This is a genomic window from Gracilimonas sp., assembly GCF_035704785.1.
Taxonomy (GTDB): Bacteria; Bacteroidota; Rhodothermia; order Balneolales; family Balneolaceae; genus Gracilimonas.
The window spans coordinates 37,895-57,161 of the sequence record NZ_DASSWP010000030.1; the positions used below are offsets into that span (position 1 = coordinate 37,895).

18 protein-coding genes are annotated in these 19,267 nt (G+C 39.9%); 10 read left to right on the forward strand and 8 right to left on the reverse strand.

Going from position 1 to position 19,267, the window contains the following annotated elements; genetic code table 11:
* Nucleotides 1–29: 29 nt before the first annotated feature.
* From VFM80_RS01715 to VFM80_RS01740, 6 genes are all read right to left on the reverse strand, one after another.
* Nucleotides 30–1,052 (reverse strand): vWA domain-containing protein, encoded by a 1,023-nt coding sequence (locus tag VFM80_RS01715; protein ID WP_395068921.1) that lies wholly within the window; start codon nucleotides 1,050–1,052, stop codon nucleotides 30–32.
* 124 nt (nucleotides 1,053–1,176) lie between these two features.
* The gene (locus tag VFM80_RS01720) at nucleotides 1,177–2,139 is read right to left on the reverse strand and encodes an alpha/beta hydrolase family protein (protein ID WP_395068923.1); all 963 of its coding nucleotides are present in this window, start codon (nucleotides 2,137–2,139) and stop codon (nucleotides 1,177–1,179) included.
* Between the two features lie 45 nt (nucleotides 2,140–2,184).
* A complete protein-coding gene (locus tag VFM80_RS01725) occupies nucleotides 2,185–2,685 on the reverse strand; it encodes a DinB family protein (protein ID WP_395068925.1) in 501 nt (166 codons plus the stop codon).
* A gap of 83 nt (nucleotides 2,686–2,768) precedes the next feature.
* Complete coding sequence (locus VFM80_RS01730) at nucleotides 2,769–3,977, reverse strand: acyl-CoA dehydrogenase (RefSeq protein ID WP_395068927.1); 1,209 nt, start codon at nucleotides 3,975–3,977, stop codon at nucleotides 2,769–2,771.
* Between the two features lie 170 nt (nucleotides 3,978–4,147).
* Nucleotides 4,148–5,320: an acyl-CoA dehydrogenase family protein gene (locus VFM80_RS01735; RefSeq protein WP_395068929.1), complete on the reverse strand. Its 1,173-nt coding sequence runs from the start codon at nucleotides 5,318–5,320 to the stop codon at nucleotides 4,148–4,150.
* Between the two features lie 183 nt (nucleotides 5,321–5,503).
* Nucleotides 5,504–7,489: a peptidylprolyl isomerase gene (locus tag VFM80_RS01740; RefSeq protein ID WP_395068931.1), complete on the reverse strand. Its 1,986-nt coding sequence runs from the start codon at nucleotides 7,487–7,489 to the stop codon at nucleotides 5,504–5,506.
* 107 nt (nucleotides 7,490–7,596) lie between these two features.
* On the opposite strand from VFM80_RS01740, the gene lexA reads away from it, so the two are divergent.
* Nucleotides 7,597–8,256: a transcriptional repressor LexA gene (lexA, locus tag VFM80_RS01745; protein ID WP_395068933.1), complete on the forward strand. Its 660-nt coding sequence runs from the start codon at nucleotides 7,597–7,599 to the stop codon at nucleotides 8,254–8,256.
* Nucleotides 8,257–8,278: 22 nt separating this feature from the next.
* On the opposite strand, the gene VFM80_RS01750 is transcribed toward lexA, so the two are convergent.
* Entirely contained in the window at nucleotides 8,279–8,515 is a 237-nt protein-coding gene (locus VFM80_RS01750) for a hypothetical protein (protein WP_395068935.1), read from the reverse strand.
* Between the two features lie 140 nt (nucleotides 8,516–8,655).
* Here VFM80_RS01750 and rplU point away from each other — a divergent pair, with 140 nt between their 5' ends.
* The 4 genes from rplU to VFM80_RS01770 all read left to right on the forward strand — a co-directional run bounded on the left by rplU (nucleotide 8,656) and on the right by VFM80_RS01770 (nucleotide 12,001).
* Nucleotides 8,656–9,168 (forward strand): 50S ribosomal protein L21, encoded by a 513-nt coding sequence (gene rplU / locus VFM80_RS01755; protein WP_395068937.1) that lies wholly within the window; start codon nucleotides 8,656–8,658, stop codon nucleotides 9,166–9,168.
* A gap of 25 nt (nucleotides 9,169–9,193) precedes the next feature.
* Complete coding sequence (rpmA, locus tag VFM80_RS01760; RefSeq protein WP_395068939.1) at nucleotides 9,194–9,451, forward strand: 50S ribosomal protein L27; 258 nt, start codon at nucleotides 9,194–9,196, stop codon at nucleotides 9,449–9,451.
* Nucleotides 9,452–9,520: 69 nt separating this feature from the next.
* Nucleotides 9,521–10,174, forward strand: a complete 654-nt coding sequence (locus VFM80_RS01765) for a fumarylacetoacetate hydrolase family protein (protein WP_395068941.1) — start codon at nucleotides 9,521–9,523, stop codon at nucleotides 10,172–10,174.
* Nucleotides 10,175–10,177: 3 nt separating this feature from the next.
* The gene (locus tag VFM80_RS01770) at nucleotides 10,178–12,001 is read left to right on the forward strand and encodes a M23 family metallopeptidase (protein WP_395068943.1); all 1,824 of its coding nucleotides are present in this window, start codon (nucleotides 10,178–10,180) and stop codon (nucleotides 11,999–12,001) included.
* A 5-nt stretch (nucleotides 12,002–12,006) separates the two neighbouring features.
* Here the strand turns inward: VFM80_RS01770 and VFM80_RS01775 are convergent, their stop codons facing one another.
* Nucleotides 12,007–12,384: a RidA family protein gene (locus VFM80_RS01775; protein ID WP_395068945.1), complete on the reverse strand. Its 378-nt coding sequence runs from the start codon at nucleotides 12,382–12,384 to the stop codon at nucleotides 12,007–12,009.
* Between the two features lie 138 nt (nucleotides 12,385–12,522).
* Between VFM80_RS01775 and VFM80_RS01780 the strand changes: the two genes are divergently transcribed.
* From VFM80_RS01780 to porV, 5 genes are all read left to right on the forward strand, one after another.
* On the forward strand, nucleotides 12,523–13,839 hold the full coding sequence (locus VFM80_RS01780) for a tetratricopeptide repeat protein (protein WP_395068947.1): 1,317 nt from the start codon (nucleotides 12,523–12,525) through the stop codon (nucleotides 13,837–13,839).
* Between the two features lie 27 nt (nucleotides 13,840–13,866).
* Nucleotides 13,867–15,057: a tetratricopeptide repeat protein gene (locus VFM80_RS01785; RefSeq protein ID WP_395068949.1), complete on the forward strand. Its 1,191-nt coding sequence runs from the start codon at nucleotides 13,867–13,869 to the stop codon at nucleotides 15,055–15,057.
* 2 nt (nucleotides 15,058–15,059) lie between these two features.
* Nucleotides 15,060–16,196 (forward strand): cystathionine gamma-synthase, encoded by a 1,137-nt coding sequence (locus VFM80_RS01790; RefSeq protein WP_395068951.1) that lies wholly within the window; start codon nucleotides 15,060–15,062, stop codon nucleotides 16,194–16,196.
* An 83-nt stretch (nucleotides 16,197–16,279) separates the two neighbouring features.
* Entirely contained in the window at nucleotides 16,280–17,458 is a 1,179-nt protein-coding gene (locus VFM80_RS01795; protein ID WP_395068952.1) for an acetyl-CoA C-acyltransferase, read from the forward strand.
* 620 nt (nucleotides 17,459–18,078) lie between these two features.
* Nucleotides 18,079–19,239 carry a type IX secretion system outer membrane channel protein PorV gene (gene porV, locus VFM80_RS01800; RefSeq protein WP_395068954.1) on the forward strand — a complete coding sequence of 387 codons (1,161 nt, stop codon included), beginning with the start codon at nucleotides 18,079–18,081 and terminating at the stop codon, nucleotides 19,237–19,239.
* The last annotated feature ends 28 nt before the right edge of the window (nucleotides 19,240–19,267 follow it).

Below are 19,267 nucleotides of genomic sequence, written 5' to 3' on the forward strand. Positions count from 1 at the left end.
CGTAGTTTATATAAAAGTTAATTAATCTGTTATTCTTTTCTGGAAGAGTATGAGGGAATGATCATTGAAATTACAATGAATAAAAGAGCTAATGCTCCCATCCATTGATATTGGTTTTTATAATCTGCGTATTCTTGAGATGCGAATTCACCTTTTTCAAGGTCATCCATGCGTGCTAAAAATGCATCGATGCCATCATTTCCCCGTTCTATGGAATAGTATTCCCCATTACCTTTTTTAGCTATATTTCTTAAAGTTTGGCTTTGAAGCTGGGTAGTTACAACCTGTCCATTATTATCTCGTTTATACCCAATGATCCTGTCGGTCCCTTCTTCGTATAAAGGTATAGTCGTTCCTTCATTTGTTCCTACACCTAAGGTATATATTAAAATATCTTCCGAGATCAATTTTTCAAGTGCCTCATCATAAGATTGCCCATGATCTTCACCATCAGAAATGATCAACAAGACTTTAGCGGCATCAGTCCCATTTTCTTCAAGCGCTGAAAAAGCCTCAAGAGATGTTTCCATCGCAGACTTAAAATCCGTTGCTGAACTTGGCATTTGTTCAGTATCCGCGATATCTAAGAACAGGCGTAATGCAGAATAATCAAGGGTCATAGGACTTTGGAGGTAGGCCTCTCCGGTAAAAACGACTAGTCCAACCCGGTCTCCATGAAGCCTTTCGATCAAACGATTTATCTCAAACTTGGCCTTTTCCAACCGGCTGGGGCGTACATCTTCTGCATTCATGCTTGCTGACAAATCAAGTGCCACCAACATATCAATTCCCTCCCTTTTGATCTCACGAACTTCAGTACCAATTTTTGGACCGGCAAAAGCCACAATTAGAAAAAATAAACCCGCAAGCATCGAAATATTTTTAAGGCGGTTCCCTAATGACCAGTACCCTTTTCTTAAGGAATTGAAAAGTTCAGGGCTAAAATACTTTTTCTGTAAATCCCGTACCCTAACCGATTTCCACCAAAGCAGTACAATGGCTACAGGTATTAATGATAACAACCAAAGATAAAGTGAGTTTTCCCAGATCATATTTTACTTTATTAAGCTATACTTAAGATAGAGATTTTGCGGCCTTAGTTGCAGTAATAAATTGATTAATAAATCAATGGTTTAATAGTCGCATCCTTTCTAAAGTTTAGGTCAATAAACTGGTCTACAAATTCTCAAATATCCAATCCTGGAATACTTCTTTAAATCGAAATGAAAAGTTGCGCCCGACATTTGAGCTCTCCTCATCATAGTCATAACACGGAGAGACAACATGAAAGTAATGGTTAGCTCCGGCTATGCTATAAGTAGTAAAATTTGAAGGTAAAGAATCCGGGAAAATCATATTTAACTCTTCCATAGCCCAGGATGGATATACACTTCCATCGCTTTCACCAAAAAGGAATAATGTAGGAATGGTTATTTCTTTAAGATATTGAGCAGGGTCAAAACCGAGTTTCATCTTCATATGACGCCATTTCTTGGTTATAGCTATCATTGAAACCCAGTTTTGATGCGATTGAGCTTTCTGTACTGCCTTATTATATGCTAACGTACTGTCCGCTCCATTGCACACGTACTCACTGTGATATTCATTAATAAGCTGCCGGGTAGGATCAAATGTAGGCCCTGCAACAGAGACCATAAATTTAACGTCTTCGGGTGCTGTTGCCGCAACAATTTGTGCAACCCATCCATCTTCACCATGTCCAATGATTCCTATACGGGTAGGATCAACTTCTTTACGTTGCTTTAAAAATGAGACAGCAGCCAATGCATCTTTTGCAAAATCACTCAAAGTAGCACGACTCCATCTGCCTTCGGAATCTCCAACTCCTCTGGGATCATAATAAAAAACACCTACTCCTGCTCTTGGAAAAACCGCTTCCAGGTTTTCCTCAATAAAAATTTCTCGCTGTGGATGAAAATCACCCCATTCATACATGCCTCCCATAAAAATAATAATGGGCACATTTTCGGCAGAATCAGGAAGAACCAAAGTACCACTTAATACATTTTCACCACTTCTGAATACTATCTGCTCTCGGGATATATTTTGTGCGTTTAATCCACCCTCCCAGAAAATCAGTGTCAATAATACCAATGAAATGCTGCTTGCTATCTTCATTTTGATAAATAGTCCTTATTAGTTGTACTCATTTTATTCAAAAATTCAATTTAGCTGAGAGAGGATTCTCTTGATCTGTTTAATATGACGCCGGGTGTGGATTATGTTAAAATGAACCCATTCCAATCGCGTTAAAAATCCATAAACAGGATGCTTAAATGCGAGACACAATTCACCGGGATCTAATTCCTGGCTCAATTCTGCTATTTTTTTTCGGTTTTCATGAAATTTAAAAATAAGATCCTCTTTTGATTTTTCTCCCTCGGTGGGAAGAATAACTCCGGAAGCCTTCATTTTCGTATCCGATTTCAAAAACTGTTCCCTCATCAACTCAAGATTGGCATCAACAGCCCGATCAATTTCTTTTGTTGTTTTACCGGTTAACAAGCGGGGTATCCCATATTCTGAACGATAAAGGTGTTCGAATACATCCGCAACCGACCATGTATCCTCTTCAGCCTTCATATTGAATTGCGGATCTGGAATCGGCTTAGTGATTCCGATCAAGTCCTCTGTATTTTCTAAAAGCTTATTTTTTAAATCCATGCATACTTATATGGAAATTGCCTGCCTAAGGTAATTGAATGGAAGCAAAATTTCAGAAAAAAGATCCTCTAATATCTTGCCTCTTAATCATTTCCTTTAGGAGTGAAGGCCTGAATACCGGTGATCTCACGGCCCAAGATCAGTCCATGAATATCGTACGTGCCTTCATAGGTATTCACAGATTCCAGATTCATAACATGATGAATTACACGGTATTCCCCAACAATACCGTTTCCGCCATGCATATCTCTGGAGATGCGTGAAATTTCGAGGGCTTTTCCACAATTATGGCGCTTTGCAAGGGAAGTCATTGAAGGATGGTCACGCCCTTCATCTTTCAGCTTGCCTAATCTTGAAACAAGCATTTGCATGGAAGTGATGTCGGTAAGCATGTTTGCCAGTTTCGTTTGTATAAGCTGATTGGCAGCTAATGGCTTCCCAAATTGCTTGCGGTCTAATACATATTGACGTGCCCGCTGATAACAGAACTCAGCAGCTCCAACTGTTCCCCAGGCTATTCCGTATCGAGCTGAATTCAAACACATGAACGGCCCTTTAAGTCCTTTTATATCAGGAAACGCATTTTCATCGGGTACAAACACATCATCAAAAACCAATTCACCGGTCTCAGATGCTCGCAAACTCATTTTGTATTTGGTGTGCGGAGCTGAAAATCCTTTCATGCCTTTTTCTACCAAAAAGCCTCTTATAACACCTTCTTCCTTTGGGTCTTCTTTTGCTTTCGCCCAAACTACAGCAACATCCGCTATGGGTGAATTAGTGATCCACATTTTGGCTCCGTTCAACTTCCAGCCTCCATCAGTCTTTACAGCCGTGGTTACCATAGAACCCGGATCTGAACCGTGATCAGGTTCTGTCAATCCAAAGCAGCCTATCATTTCTCCGGAAGCCAGTTTTGGAAGGAATTTTTGCTTTTGTTCTTCAGTACCAAACTCTGAGATCGGGTACATCACCAATGACGATTGCACGCTCATAAATGAGCGGTAACCGGAGTCGACTCTTTCCACTTCCCGGGCGATCAAACCATAAGCCGTATAGCTTGCTTCCGATCCGCCGTACTCTTCCGGGATCGTCACGCCGAGCAATCCCATTTCTCCCATTTCACGGGCAATACTTTGGTCAAAATATTCTTCGGTATTTCCTTTGAGTGCTCGCGGCTCCAATTTCGATTGGGCATAATCACGAGCCGTTTCCATGATCAGGCGGTCTTCTTCATTTAATTCTGATTCAAAAAGAAAAGCATCGTCGATGTTGAATAGATTTTTAGGCATGGGTTGATTTTTTTATCTATTTAGATGATGGTGAATAGTAAGAAAAATATGGTTCATGCAGAAAATGTTTGTCCGGATTGTATCATCACATGATAAAGTAAAAGACAAAAGCCTGTACCTCATTTGAAATACAGGCTTTTGGGTCTCCAACAACAAACACCGGAGAAATATTATGCGAGTGTCTTCTTCAACTCTCGTGCAATGATCAAGCGCTGAACTTCTGAAGTTCCTTCGCCAATCGTCATAAGCTTGGAGTCTCGTAGAAAACGTTCAACATGGTATTCTTTGGTATATCCGTAACCACCATGGATTTGAATAGCATCAAGTGCAGCCCGAACAGAAAGCTCGGAAGCAAACAACTTGGCCATAGATGCTTCGGTGGTGTAAGGCTTGCCAGTGTCTTTGAGCCATGCTGCTCTAAGTACTAATAATCTGGCTGCTTCAATTTCAGTGGCCATGTCCACCATTTTACCTTCTATGTACTGGAAATTACCTATTTCAGTACCAAACTGCTTTCTTTCCATAGAATACTTCAGCGATTCTTCCAATGCGCCTCTGGCTATTCCAACTGAAAGGGCTGCAATTCCAACACGACCCCCATCCAAAACTTTCATTGTATCAACAAATCCCTTTCCTTCATCGCCAAGCAGATTTTCGACAGGCACTTCCACGTTCTCAAAAACTACTTCCGTTGTGTCAGATGAGTTCATTCCAAGTTTATGCATACCAGGACCCGGATTTACTCCATCCCACTCACGCTCTACTATAAATGCAGAAATTCCTTTGGTTCCTTTGTTGGGATCGGTTTTGGCAAGTACAACATAGGTATCTCCCACAGAACCTTGAGTGATAAATATCTTTGAGCCATTCAGAATATATTTATCTCCTTTTTTTATAGCCGTCGTTTTCATTCCCGAAGAATCACTCCCTGAGCCTGGCTCTGTCAAACACCAGGCTGCCAGTTTTTTACCAGAAGTCAATTCTGGCATGTATTTCATTTTCTGCTCGTGGTTTCCTGCCAAAGCAATATGCCCGGTTCCAAGTGAAGTATGAGAAGCTACCGTTAGTGCCAGAGAGGCATCCCATCGGGCAATTTCTTCAAGCACCAGGCAGAAACTGACCACATCAAATCCGCCGCCTCCGTACTGTTCATCATGGTAAATCCCAAGCATGCCCAATTCACCAAGTTGCTTAACTATTTCATGGGGAAATTCTTTGCTGTTATCTCTCTCCATAATGGTAGGTGCTACATTGCGCTCAACGAATTCCTTAACGCTGTCACGGATCATTTTTTGATCGTCTGTAAGCTCAAATGATAATTCTCGGTCTAAAACGGTATCCATGTTCTTATAATACTATCTATTTATAATTGTTTTGTGGAAACGCTTCCAAGATAACGGTTTGTTTATCTAAAATCGTTCAGAAATGTGTAAAATTGTACTCTGCCCAAGTTTTAACCTGAGTAATGATCTGTACCGGAAAAGATAAGGCGTTCAGTGAATTAGATTTTTTTGCTTCAAAAAAGGTCATTCATCCAAATTTTGCTGCCAGTACGCCTGAACAACTTTATCACCAACTAAAATTTGATCCACTACCTCCATTCCCTCAATGACCTCTCCTATTATGGTATATCCCGTATTTAAGTGAGGTTTCCATTGATGCATTACAAAATACTGACTCCCTTCTGTATCTCTTCCTGCACTTGCTATACCTACCCTTCCTCTTTTATACTCTTTTTCAGAAGCTTCAGTAGGGACAACATAATCAGGTCCGCCAAAACCATCACCGGTTTCTACATCTCCACCCTGAATTACAAAATTTGGAACAACCCGGTGAAAAGCTATTCCATCATAAGCTCCGGCAATGGTAAGGCTATCCATCCCTGAAATGGTTGCCGGTGCAGAAAGTACATCCATTGCTATTTTAATAGTGCCTTTTTGGGTTTCTAATACCCAGACCGGCCCGTATTCAAGTTCAGCAAGTCTTTGCCAGTTAGGGTTTCTGAAATCTTTGGAGATACTTTCCACCTCCGGAATCTCCCATCCTTGCTGGCGGAAAGTACTGTTTAGGGCTGTATTTCCAATTTTTGCTAATGAATCGATAAGTGGCTTAGACTGCTCTTGAAAATGATCCCTCAATAATTGTCCAAAAGCCTGATATACTTCCACATCTTCCGGTAATTTATACGTATTAATCAGTGCCTCCAATTTAGAATAATCATTGTCATCAACTAAGTTTGATTCCCTTAATAGTCCTGTAGTCACATAGGTGATGGATCGATCTCCCTTCTCCAAAAGCCTGAAGGCCAGTTCTTTTACTCTTTCAGAATCTATCATAGCTCTTTGATCCTCAGTCAACTCTCCCCACCAACCGGATAAAGATTGAGCAGCAAATAAGGTCTCCATTCTATTTTCACTGGAAAAATATGGCTCTAACTCATTCAGATACGTTTCAGGATCATATTCCTCTTTATAAATGTCCAGTTTCTTCACCAGTAAATATTCATTTCCTTCAGAGAGCGAATCAGCCAGCTCCAGATAATTGGACCTTTCAGTTAGTGCGATTATGCCCGAAAGCCGAATCGAAGCCTCCTTCTCCTCATTATCGACCACGCTTGATATAATTACCTGATCAAAATCACTCGTCTGTTCGGGATGATCCTTTATTTGGCTTAGGGCTACTTCATTAACAACAGGATTTGAGTGCTCTAAAAGCTGACTATACAGACCTTCTAATTTCTCACTCCAGCTAAGTTTACCGGAATGTTGAGCAAGCTCAATTGCCAATTGAACGTTCATATTTGATACTTCATCAATAGCTAAGCGTTCGAGAAACCATTCAGCATCCGTATTAAATAAGATCCCCGCTGCATATTGCTTTATAGCAGGCTGATCGGTCCACTCATAGGTTTCCCAAAGAGTTTGCTGCATTTCCGTGCTCTCTAATGCCCTATTATTTCTGTAATGCCCATAAAAATAAGCTCTGAATAATTCAGGCTCATCGATCACTGCAGCATAACGAAACAAAACCTTTTGAGATGAATCGTTTACTTCATGCTCAGTCATCAATCGACTAATGGCCAGTGCAGTTTCATATTCAAAATCTGTGTCGATAAAATTTTCGAAGTTTCGTACTAAAAAATCCAATGAAGCCTGATCTCCTTGTTTACCTAATACCAAACTGATTCCATTTCGAAGTGAAGCGCGGGTATTCCAAAGATCTCGCAGCCTCGATAATTGATCCTCTGAAAGCTCCTGATTACTTAGAGCACTCCATGCAACAGGGGTATTCTGATACTGCACTTGGGTTATTAAATCATCAATATTGTCCACCGGAGTACTTATTAATCCCCGCCAAGCTTGCTCACGAACAAAAGAATTTGGGTGGTCAGTGAATGTTAAAAGAGAATCAGCATTTCTTTCAAAGATGTGCGTATATAATTCCGGATAATCTTCAGTTAGTAGCGTGGCATAAGCCGATTCCCTTTCGCAACCTAAAAACACTGTAAGCATGCTACACACCATAAAAATAACACACATATTTTTTACACATTCACTATTGAACTTCATACACAAACTCCTTTTATTACACATATATTTTACATTAAATACAGACGACCATGGATAATGCACATTTAACCCGAAAGCAACACGAATTTTTCAACTTCATTGTAGATTATAAAAAAGAGTACGAAGTATGGCCAACTTACCGTGAAATTGCAGATCATTTTGGATATGCATCACCAAATAGCGTTACCCAAAATATACAGGCGTTACTCAAGAAAGGCTATTTAGTTAAACGCAATGATGAAGAATACGATCTGCCTGCGGAAAAGAAAAGTCTGTTAGGTGAATCTGAGGATCAGGAAGGAGGTATTCCTGTTCGAGGCCTAATCGCTGCCGGTTCATTGCAAGAAGCCGTTGAAGCTAACCTTGGGAGCATCACCATGGAAACTCTGTTTCCCGACCTGGAGGACTTATTTGCTCTCAGAGTCACCGGTTTTAGCATGAAAGATGTTGGGATATACGACGGAGATTTTGTTCTTCTCATGGATACAGATGTCAAGAATGGTGACATCGGTGCAGTCTTATATGATGGAGAAACAAGCCTGAAGAAAATCTACTGGGATGATAATGGTTTACGGCTTGAGCCGGCAAATCCCGAATATGATGATATTTTTATTGAACCGGATGTATTTGAAGAAGTTCGAATTATTGGAAAATACATCGGACACGTTAACCGCCAAGGGTTCCAGCGAGCGGTCCCTAAAGTGGCTTAATGCTTAAGATCAACTGCAAGAGTTAAGGCAACGGAGAATCATCTGGTATATGGGTAGATAGATCTTTGTCATCTAAAATAGTCGTTTTCTTGTGAGGCACTTTTAGTCCTTCTTTAATAGTTAAAAAACGGCCATTTGCACCATCTCTGGCCTCATAAAGCTGAGAGTCTTTTATCCATGCACGTCCGCCGTCATGCTGCAGTCTTTTTGTATTTTTATATTTAAAAGCCTGTTCGTGTAAAGATGGTAATTTTTTCATGATCTGTGATTTATTTTCTTTTCCATACAATTTAAGTGAAGTTTATGAATTAATCAGTTCATATTTGCTTTGTTTTGTACCAAGTAACCCTTATCTTTTCAAGCTCTGAATCAAACGCAAAAGAAAGAAATTAAACAATTATGTACGCTATAGTTGAAATCGGCGGACACCAATACAAAGTAGCAGAAAACGACGTGCTGTTTGTTGACAAACAAAATGCCGACGGTAAAAAGCTTACATTTGATAAAGTGTTGCTGATAAAAGATGACAAAGGAAATGTAAATGTTGGGACTCCGGTTGTAGAAGGAGCAGAAATTTCCGCCACTATTTTGGATACTGTTAAAGCTGATAAAGTATTAGTGTTCAAGAAAAAACGTCGCAAAGGATATCAAAAGCTGAATGGACACCGTCAGGTAATGTCTCAAATTCAAATCGAGAGTATTTCCGCATCCGGTGGTTCCAAAAAGAAAGCAGCTAAAAAAGACGAAGCACCTGCGAAGAAGGCAGAAGCTAAAAAATCAGCCCCTAAAAAAGAGGAATCTGCTGATTTGAATTCAATGACTGTAGCTGAACTTAAAGAACTTGCTAAAGAAAAAGGCCTTACAGGATACTCAAGTTTGAGAAAGGCTGAACTCATTGAAGCTTTAAAATAATTATCACTACTAAACTCTTACTGTTATGGCACATAAGAAAGGTCAAGGTTCTACTAGAAACGGACGTGATTCCAACTCAAAACGACTTGGTGTAAAAAAATTCGGCGGAGAATTTGTTCGTGCCGGTGGTATCATTATTCGCCAACGAGGCACTAAATTTCACCCGGGTGAAAATGTAATGCGCGGTGGAGACGATACACTTTTCGCAACATCTGATGGCACCGTAAATTTTGCTGTTCGCGCAGGTGGCCGTAAGCACGTAAATGTAGATCCTGTAAACTGATCCTCATTTTAGAAATTTAAGAGCCCCTCATATAATTTATGTGAGGGGCTTTTTTTGTATCTTAGATCTATGCAAAATCCAAAGATTCCAGGTTTCGATATCCCGGTACATAATATTTATTGTATTGGTAGAAATTACGAACAGCATGTAAAAGAAATGGGAAGCCCCATTCCAAAGATGCCCTTGGTTTTTGTAAAACCTTTAGGCACTATTTGTTACAATGACACCACTATTTCTCTTCCCATACAAAGTAATGATGTTCATTTTGAAGCTGAGGTCGTAGTTGCGATCTCCAAATCCGGTAAAAATATATCCCATGGTTCAGCCATGGATCATATTGCGGGATACGGCGTTGGGATCGACTTAACAGCTCGGGATATTCAGAAACTGGCCAAAAAACAGGGGCACCCATGGTCTATAGCAAAAGGATTTGATGACTTTGCACCTATAAGTGAATTTTCCCCTGTCTCTGAAATTGAAAATCCGGATAACATGGATATTAAACTTTTCCAGAATGGATTTGTTAAACAACATGGCAATACTTCGGAAATGATCTTCCCTATCCCGAATCTTATCACTTTCCTTTCTAAGATATATACGCTCCATCCCGGAGACCTTATTTTTACAGGTACACCTGAAGGAGTTGGCCCTGTCAGCTCAGGAGATAAACTCGAAGTACTCCTGAATAATGGAGTGAAATCTTTAACTGTTAACATCGGGTGAATCTTGCGGCTGTTTCTGATCCTAATAATTTTTCTTTTTTCATATGTACCAAATGTCTGGTCACAAGAATATCTCTGGCCAACTGACTCCGGACAGTATCTTAGCTCCACCTTTGGAGAAACCCGGTCTGCCCATTTTCATGCAGGATTAGATATCAAAACATGGGGGCGTGAAGGTTACCGGGTTTTCGCCTCAAGAGACGGGATCTTATATCGGTTACTGGTAACCGAACGGGGTTACGGGAAAGCCATCTATTTAAAACATGCAGATAACACCTATACTGTATACGCACATCTTCAGCGATTCAATGATGAATTTCAGGAGATCGCAGATTCGATCCGCCTAAAAGATTTTTCTTTTGAGATGGACGCTCAACTGGATTCTCTTGGTATTTTTATAGAACAAGGAGATATTATTGGTTTCACGGGCTCCTCAGGAATTGGACCACCACATTTGCATTTTGAAGTACGTGATTCTTTAGATAACCCAATTAATGCACTTACCACAAATTTGGCCGTGAAAGACGATCTGTCTCCCATCTTTTCATCTTTAATAGTTGAACCACTTACTGAAGATAGTCGGGTAAAAGGAAAACCTGTTTCACAATACATCCGCTCTCAAAATAATAATGGTGACTATGATTTCGGAGAAATTGATATTTCAGGAGAAGTTGGATTAGCCGTTAATGTATACGATAGAGCAAACGAAGTTCACAATGCTTACGCTGTACATTCACTCACCCTGTTGCATGATTCGGACACTCTTTTTTATCAAGAACTCAATTCGTTTAATTTTTCTGATGACCGTGAAATGTTCTTAGATCGTATTGCTCCATTTGGTTCTGACAGAAGAGGTCATCAGCGACTTTACGGAAAAGAGGGTCATAACAATCCCTTTTATTTGATCGACAAGCCACAAGCACAGATTCTGCCGGCTGATACAGCTAAAAACTACACTATTGTTGCTTCAGATTATTTTGGAAACAGATCAACAGCAACCTTAAGAATTTCACCTTCTACAAAGGAAAACACGGCTTCACCTGTCACCTATTTACCAATTGAAAATTGGTATTGGCATGAAGATTGGGCATCACCTGATCTGATCCATACCATTGACCTCAATGAAGATCTGAAAGGATTAAAATGGACTGATTCCCAAATAATAGTACAAAAAGATGAGTCACCTGATATTCAGTTTTCCAGACTAAATCCTGAACAAGCTCAAAAGATATACACTCCAGGTCGGAAATTATCCCTTCGGTTTAGGAAAAATGCTTTTTTTGACACTCTCACAATTGCCACTTCTTACTCTTTGATGAACGAAGAAATACATATTTCAATACAACCGGAAATGCTTGCTACAAAATCAGATTTTCACGTGGCCTTTTATTTGGGGGAAATGTTTCAAAAAGAAAATAAATATCGTTTATTCAGAAAAAAACGCTCAAATGGTGAGCTGTCGTATATAGAATCAGAGCTGCGTGGGAAAACAGTTCACGCCTATCCCTCTGAACTTGGAGAGTTTATAATAATTCCTGATAACGAGGCGCCAAGTATCTCAAACTTGAAGATTTATCAAACAGAATACGGTAAATGGCTCGCCACTGTTGATGTAAAGGATGAGCTTTCAGGTATAAATTCAGCTTCAGCCGTATTTACCATCAATGGCATGCGAGGAATTGCTGAATATGATTATGAGGAGGAACTACTTATTTATTACCATCCCGATTTTACACCTAATAGCATAAATACGGTTCTCATAGATGTTGAAGATAAAGCCGGAAATAACGTTTCTTTTTCACAAGAGCAGACTATTACCGGCTTTTAGCATACCTACAAATAAGCTATACAGCTGATCTCAACAAGCACATTTTTTGGTAAAGTTTTAACAGCTACTGTTTCTCTTGCCGGAGGATCTGTTTCAAATCGTGCACCATAGACTTCATTAACTGCCGCAAAATCTCCCATATCTGCTAAAAATATGGTGCATTTTAAAACATTGGAAAAACCAATACCCGCTTCAAGCAATACAGCCTCAAGATTTTTCATTACTTGTTCTGCCTGTTCTGCAGCCGTATTACCCACCAATTCCATCGTTTTGGGGTTTAATGGGATTTGCCCTGAACAATAAAGTGTCCCATTATAAGAGGTTGCTTGGCTGTAAGGGCCGATTGCTGCCGGAGCTTTGTCTGTTGAATGTATTTTTTTCATCGAAAAATTCTATAAGTTTAGTTCAAATTATTAATCAAAAGCATGTTTGCTAATAAATTGCAGAAAGCAACACATATGATTATTTTCATCAACATATAAATTTGTTCTGATTACAACCAAATTCAATCTATAAACAAAATGAAAAAGCTACTTAGTAATTTAATTCCCGTAATCCTTTTCTTTGGGATACTTTCAGGTTGTGAAACTTCCAGCCCTGCTATTGACCAAGCCCAGGTAAATATTTATACCCAAAATTTTGACAGTGCCCATGCCGGACTCGATAGATTCATTGAGCAAAACCCCAATAGTGGTATTGGTTTTTACTACAAAGCCCTTGCTTATGCTCAGGAAGCTGTAACAGTAGAACCCCCAAGTGACAGAAAACCTTATTACAGAGACTTTAGAGAAAATATTGTTACTGCAAGAGAATTTTTTGATGCTGCTGAAGAAAAGCCCGAAGAAGCAGGTGATGTTAGCAACTTGATCCTCAATAATTGGGGTAGAGAGCATAACGCCTCACTTGATTATGCTACTAACGACAGCGTAATGGCTTCGGTAGAAGAGCCCTTAAAAATTGCTGCTTCACACCTTGAGAATGCGATCATCATAAATCCTGACAGTACTCTTTCATATGATGTTTTGTCTCAAATACATTTTATGGATAATAATTATGAAAGTGCTGCTGAGGTGTTATCACAATCTATGGAGTTAAAAGATCCACCACCTGCTGATGATTATGACAGACTTGGAGCTTTTTACACTCAACTCGGTGAAACAGAAAAAGCTATCGATGTTTTAAAGGAAGGACTTGAGCTGTACCCCGACAGTGTAAGCCTTACACAGAAACTTGCTGATAACTATATGACCGCAGGTGAAAGAGAACTGGCAATAGAAGTGCTAGAGGACCTGATTGAAACCGAGCCTCAGAATCCACAATACCATCTTGCACTGGGTACTATAGTATTGACTGAAACTGACAGTTTTACCGGTCAAATTTCAGATCTATATGATGAAATTTATGACTTAAAGAGTGAGTTAAGAAACGCATCCGGCAGTAAAGCAGAAGATCTCAGAAGCCAGATAGAATCTTTAGAGCAAGAGATAAATAAGAATATTGACCAAATTCAGAGGTTGAATGACATTGCTGAACAAGAGCTTCTTAGAACCATCGAGTTAAGAGCTGATGATGCAATTGCCTACAATGCATTAGGTGTATTATACAACAACAAAGCGGCCATACTCTTTGGACAAAGAAACTACTCTGACGATATGGATCTAGTGGATCAATATGACACACAAGCCAAAGAACAGCTTACAAAAGCTATGGAAAACTACGAAAAAGCTGTTGAGCTGAATCCTGATAATACATCTGCCTGGCGTAGTCTCTCCAGCATTTATATTACATTAGACATGCAGGAAAAAGCAGAAGAAGCGCTTGATAAAGCAGGCATGTAATTGCAGTTATACTTAAAACAAAAAAAAATGAATATATCATCCTTTACCCGGCTTACAGGCTTACTTCTTGTGGCCGGGTTTTTTTATTCTTGTAGCTCATCTCAAGCCAATATTGATGATCTGCTTGCTAACAATAATTACGAACAAGCAATTACAGAAATAGATGACCGGTTACAGGAAGACCCCTCTCAACCCGGCCTCTATATACAAAGAGCAAAGATAAGTGCAGAACTAGCCAGCGATACAGAACCAGAGTTAAGAGCAGAATTTTATTCAAATATTGCTAACGATTTTGAATCAGCTATGGAATATGGAGCAAGCCCCGCCCAGCTTTCTACTATTGACAGTCTGCGTCAACAATACTGGAAAGAGGAACATAATGCCGGATTGCGTATTTCAGAAAATGAAGCGCAATCTGAAAGATTTCAGCGAGCTCAAATTCATTTCCAAAATGCCCTAATTCTAAGACCCGATGCTATAAGTTCATATCAAAACCTCTCGGTTGCTCAATTTAATCTTGGAAATTTAGATGAAGCTATCACAAGTTTAGAAACAGCTCTTAATTTTACTGATGAACCATCAGCTAAAATCTATGAAAATCTTGGGTATCTGTACCTTGAGAAAGGGAACCCAACTCAAGCTGCTTACTATTATGAATTGGCTAATACCAATCTAACTAATGACCTTAATTTAGCTTTTGGATTGATCAATGCTTACATATCAAGTGGCAATAGTAAAGCAGCAGCAGGTATGCTGGAATCACTTGTTGATGAAAATCCACAAAATGCGAACCTGAGGAACGTATACGGTACTCAGCTTTATGAGCTAACATCAGACATTTTGGATGATCTTAAGACAGCTTATTCCAATGAAAACGCATCTTTAGTAGAACGAAAAAGAGTGGAAGCTGAAAGAATGGGTGAAAATGCGGAAGAACAACTGGTGGAAGCTTTCAAAAGAGATACTTCTAATACCGAATACCTGGAAAGTTTAGCTGTGTTTTATAATAATCTATCAGCTAAATATCTTGGATTGGCAAATGCTTCATTCGAAGACGACAAGAACTCTCTTCGCAATAAAGCTTATACACTTATTGACTTTGCTATCGAGTATTACGAAAAGTTGACTGATCTCGATCCAAATAACTCTGAGTATAATGATAAACTCGAAGTACTTCAGACATTAAAAGAACGCCATAATACTTCTGCAGCAAATTAATTATGAAATTTAATACCAAGACTATTCATGCCGGTCAAAAGCCTGAAGAAACTTCAGGTGCGGTTATGCCCCCCATTTTTCAAACATCCACATACGCTCAGGAAGCTCCCAACAAACATAAAGGATATGACTATGCAAGGGTAGGAAATCCTACAAGAACTGCTCTTGAAAAAATGATTGCAGGATTAGAAGGTGCTGATGAGGCAGCTTGTTTTTCAAGCGGTGTTGCAGCAATGGATGCACTAATGAAGATGCTCCGCCCGGGTGATCACGTTATAACAACTAACGATCTATATGGCGGTTCTTATCGCTTATTCACAAAAGTATTTGAGCCTTATGGTATCAATTTTACTTTTGTGGATATGACGGATCTGGAAAATGTTAAATCATCCATTACAGAAAAAACAAAACTGATGTGGATCGAAACCCCAACTAATCCTTTACTCCGGGTTGTTGATATAAAAGCATTGGTTGATCTGGCAAAACCAAATGGCATTCTAACGGTTGTTGATAATACTTTTGCCTCCCCATACCTTCAAAGGCCATTAGAACTTGGAGCCGATGCTGCCCTTCATTCAGCAACAAAATACCTGGCCGGCCACTCCGATGTCATTCACGGTGCTGTTGCCAGCTCCAATCAGGAGATCATGGAGAACCTTCGGTTTCAGACCAAAACATCCGGAGCTGTTCCAGGCCCTATGGACTGCTATCTAACCCTAAGGGGTATCAAAACCTTGAGTGTTCGGGTTCAGCGTTCAGTTGATAATGCTAAAAAGATCGCTCAATTCCTCGAAGATCATAATAAAGTTGCTTCCGTGTTGTATCCCGGACTTAAATCACACCCACAGCACGAACTCGCTAAAAAACAAATGGATGATTTTGGTGCTATGCTTTCATTCACCCTTAAGGATGACTCCATAGAAGCTGCCGTAAAATTCATGAGTAACACCAAGATCTTCACCCTTGCAGAAAGCTTAGGTGGTGTGGAATCACTGATCAGTCACCCGGCATCAATGACTCACGGTTCAATCCCTAAAGACGTTCGGGAAAAAGCAGGATTAAAAGACTCTCTTATCAGAATATCCGTAGGAATTGAAGACTCTGAAGATCTGATAGAAGACTTAACTCAGGCATTTTAGGATCACATCATTCCCAACTCTTTAGTATTTTTTTGGTATAAGAAAAGCGCTTACAGAATTTCAAATTTCAAATATTTTTTATCATGCGAGATGTAGTAATAGTATCAGCAAAACGAACTCCAATGGGCTCCTTTGGCGGAAGTCTTTCATCATTTTCAGCTCCGGAGTTAGGTGCTGCAGCCATCCTGGAAGCAGTTAAATCAGGAGGCATTAAGCCTGATGATGTTCAAGAAGTATTAATGGGTAACGTGTTATCAGCAGGAGTAGGTCAGGCTCCCGCCCGGCAAGCTACTTTAAAAGCGGGATTAAGCCAGCGCACTCCTTCTACCACTGTAAACAAAGTGTGTGCATCCGGCATGAAATCTATAATGATAGCCGCAGACCAAATTCGTTTGGGCGACGCGGATATTATCATAGCCGGTGGAATGGAGAGCATGAGTAATGTACCCTATTATCTTCCCAAACAACGGTTTGGCGCAAAATACGGCCACACCCAAACAGAAGACGGAATTGTTAAAGACGGACTTTGGGATGTTTATAACGATTACCTGATGGGTAACGCCGGCGACCTTTGCGCAAGAGAATGCAACATCAGCCGTGAAGAGCAGGATGAATATGCCATCACTTCCTACAAGAGAGCCATTGAAGCTACCGAAAAAGGTTATTTCAAAAATGAAGTGATCAAAATGAAGGTCAAAGACCGAAAAGGAAATGTTACTGAAGTAGAAAAAGACGAAGAGCTTGATAAGGTTCGTTTTGAAAAAATCCCTCAGCTTCGCCCTGTTTTTGATAAGGAAGGCACAGTTACAGCTGCTAATGCATCAAGCATTAATGATGGTGCTGCCGCTGTATTGGTTATGAGCGCCGACAAAGCAAAGGAACTCGGACTTAAGCCTCTGGCTAAAATACTTAGCCATGCAAGTGCTGCAAAAGCACCCGAATGGTTCACTACAGCTCCTGCCGATGCCATCCCTATCGCACTGAAAAAAGCCGGACTTTCAAAGAATGATATTGATCTGTTTGAGATCAATGAAGCCTTTTCAGTTGTTGCTCTCGCTAATAATCAGATATTGGAGTTGGATCCTGAGAAAGTAAATATTCATGGAGGAGCAGTAAGTATTGGTCACCCTTTGGGATGTTCTGGTGCACGAATTATTGTTACTCTGATCCATGCGCTTAAGAGAACAAAAGGCAAATACGGTTGTGCCGGCATTTGTAACGGTGGTGGCGGAGCCTCTTCCCTGGTTCTTGAAATGCTTTAATAATATTTGAGCCTGCTTTTTTGAGCAGGCTCATTTTTTTTGTTGACATTATTGGTTCTCCAACATATCATTACACCAAACAAAAAATCAGATCTGCTATTATATAGAAAACCGTTACTATTCATCTTTTTCACATTTAATAACAAAGGTTCTCTATACCCATCTATACAGGTCAATTTCAACACTAAATACTATATCTTATATAGGAATACTGCTACAAAATTTTAAGCATCAACCATACGTAAACTGTAAATAACTCACTCGTATATTTAACAAGCTGCTTTTTATCAGTAGTTTGCTTTGCTTATTAATAACCAATGAGGCTCAGACCCGGCAACCCGTTAGATGTTTCTATCCGTATATATACTCTCAGTGGAAAGCCGGTGCGACATTTTTGAAAATTAACTCATAGATACAAGTCCGTATGCCAGTATTTCATGGGATGGCCGTGACCGGGATTATGATCGCCTGGGTAACAGTACCTATATTTATGTGCTTCAGGTTACAACAGATACCCCGAAAGGAAGACAAATAGCATAACAAATCGAAAAGCTCGTAATTATACAATAACATCGTAACTTAATATTGAATCACTTATATTTATATAAAATTTTAGTTTTATGAAGAAAACAATAGGCTTAATTACAGCAGGATTATTATTTCTATTACCTGCTATCACAAATGCACAGGTCGCCATTACGGCGGTACCCTTCCTGCAAATTGAACCGGATTCCCGTGGCGCAGGTATGGGTAATACCGGTGTAGCCATAGCTGATAACGCTTCAGCTTTATTCTGGAACCCGGCCGGTTTGGCTTTTCAGGATGAAACAAAGCAAGCCAGTATCACGCACTCTAATTGGCTGGCTAACTTTAACGTAAGTGATCTTTTTTATGATTACGTAGTAGGTAAGTATTATATAGAAGGCATTGGAACCATCGGTGCCCATCTAACCTATCTGAATTTGGGAGAGCAAGCTCAAACTGGGGAAACTAGTCCTGATGTTATTTCCAGATTTAACAGTTATGAAGTTGCATTAGGAGGCTCATATGGTTACCAGGTAAATGACAACTTCGCCTTGGGAACCAGTTTACGGCTTATATACTCAAGCCTTGCAAGTGGAGTTCAAACGTCTACTACTATTAGTGCTCAAAAAGTAAATCCAGGCAGCAGTGTTGCTTTAGATCTTGCATTCTTATACAGAACAGATCCATTTGATGTAGGAGGACGCAATGCCCGATTTAGCGTGGGGAGCAATCTTTCTAATCTTGGTCCCGGTATTCAGTACACTGATAATGCACAAAAAGATCCTCTACCTACTGTCCTTCGATTTGGCTGGGCGTTTGACCTCGACCTAGATGATGCGGGTATTAACCGAATTACTATTGCCAACGATATCTCCAAAATAATGGCCAGGACCGATCAGTTTGAAGTTCAAGTCGGAGATTCAACTATCACTAAAACTAAAGCGGTTGGGCCTCTCGAAGCATTATTCACTTCCTGGGGAAGCTTTGAACGTTTTGACGGGCAAAGAAATATCGATGTTGGCCTGATGCAACAGTTTATGATCGGCGCCGGAATTGAATATTGGTATGCTGATCAATTTGCACTCAGAGGCGGTTACTATTTTGAAGATCCTCAAAACGGCGATCGTGAATATATCACCTTTGGTGCCGGCATCCGGTACAATCTGTTAGGTGTGGACTTTAGTTATATAAAAACGCTTGAAACTGATCACCCACTTGCCAATACCTTGAGGTTCAGTTTGCTCATCGACTTTTAATGCATGCATAATTTAAAGGATTTCTTTA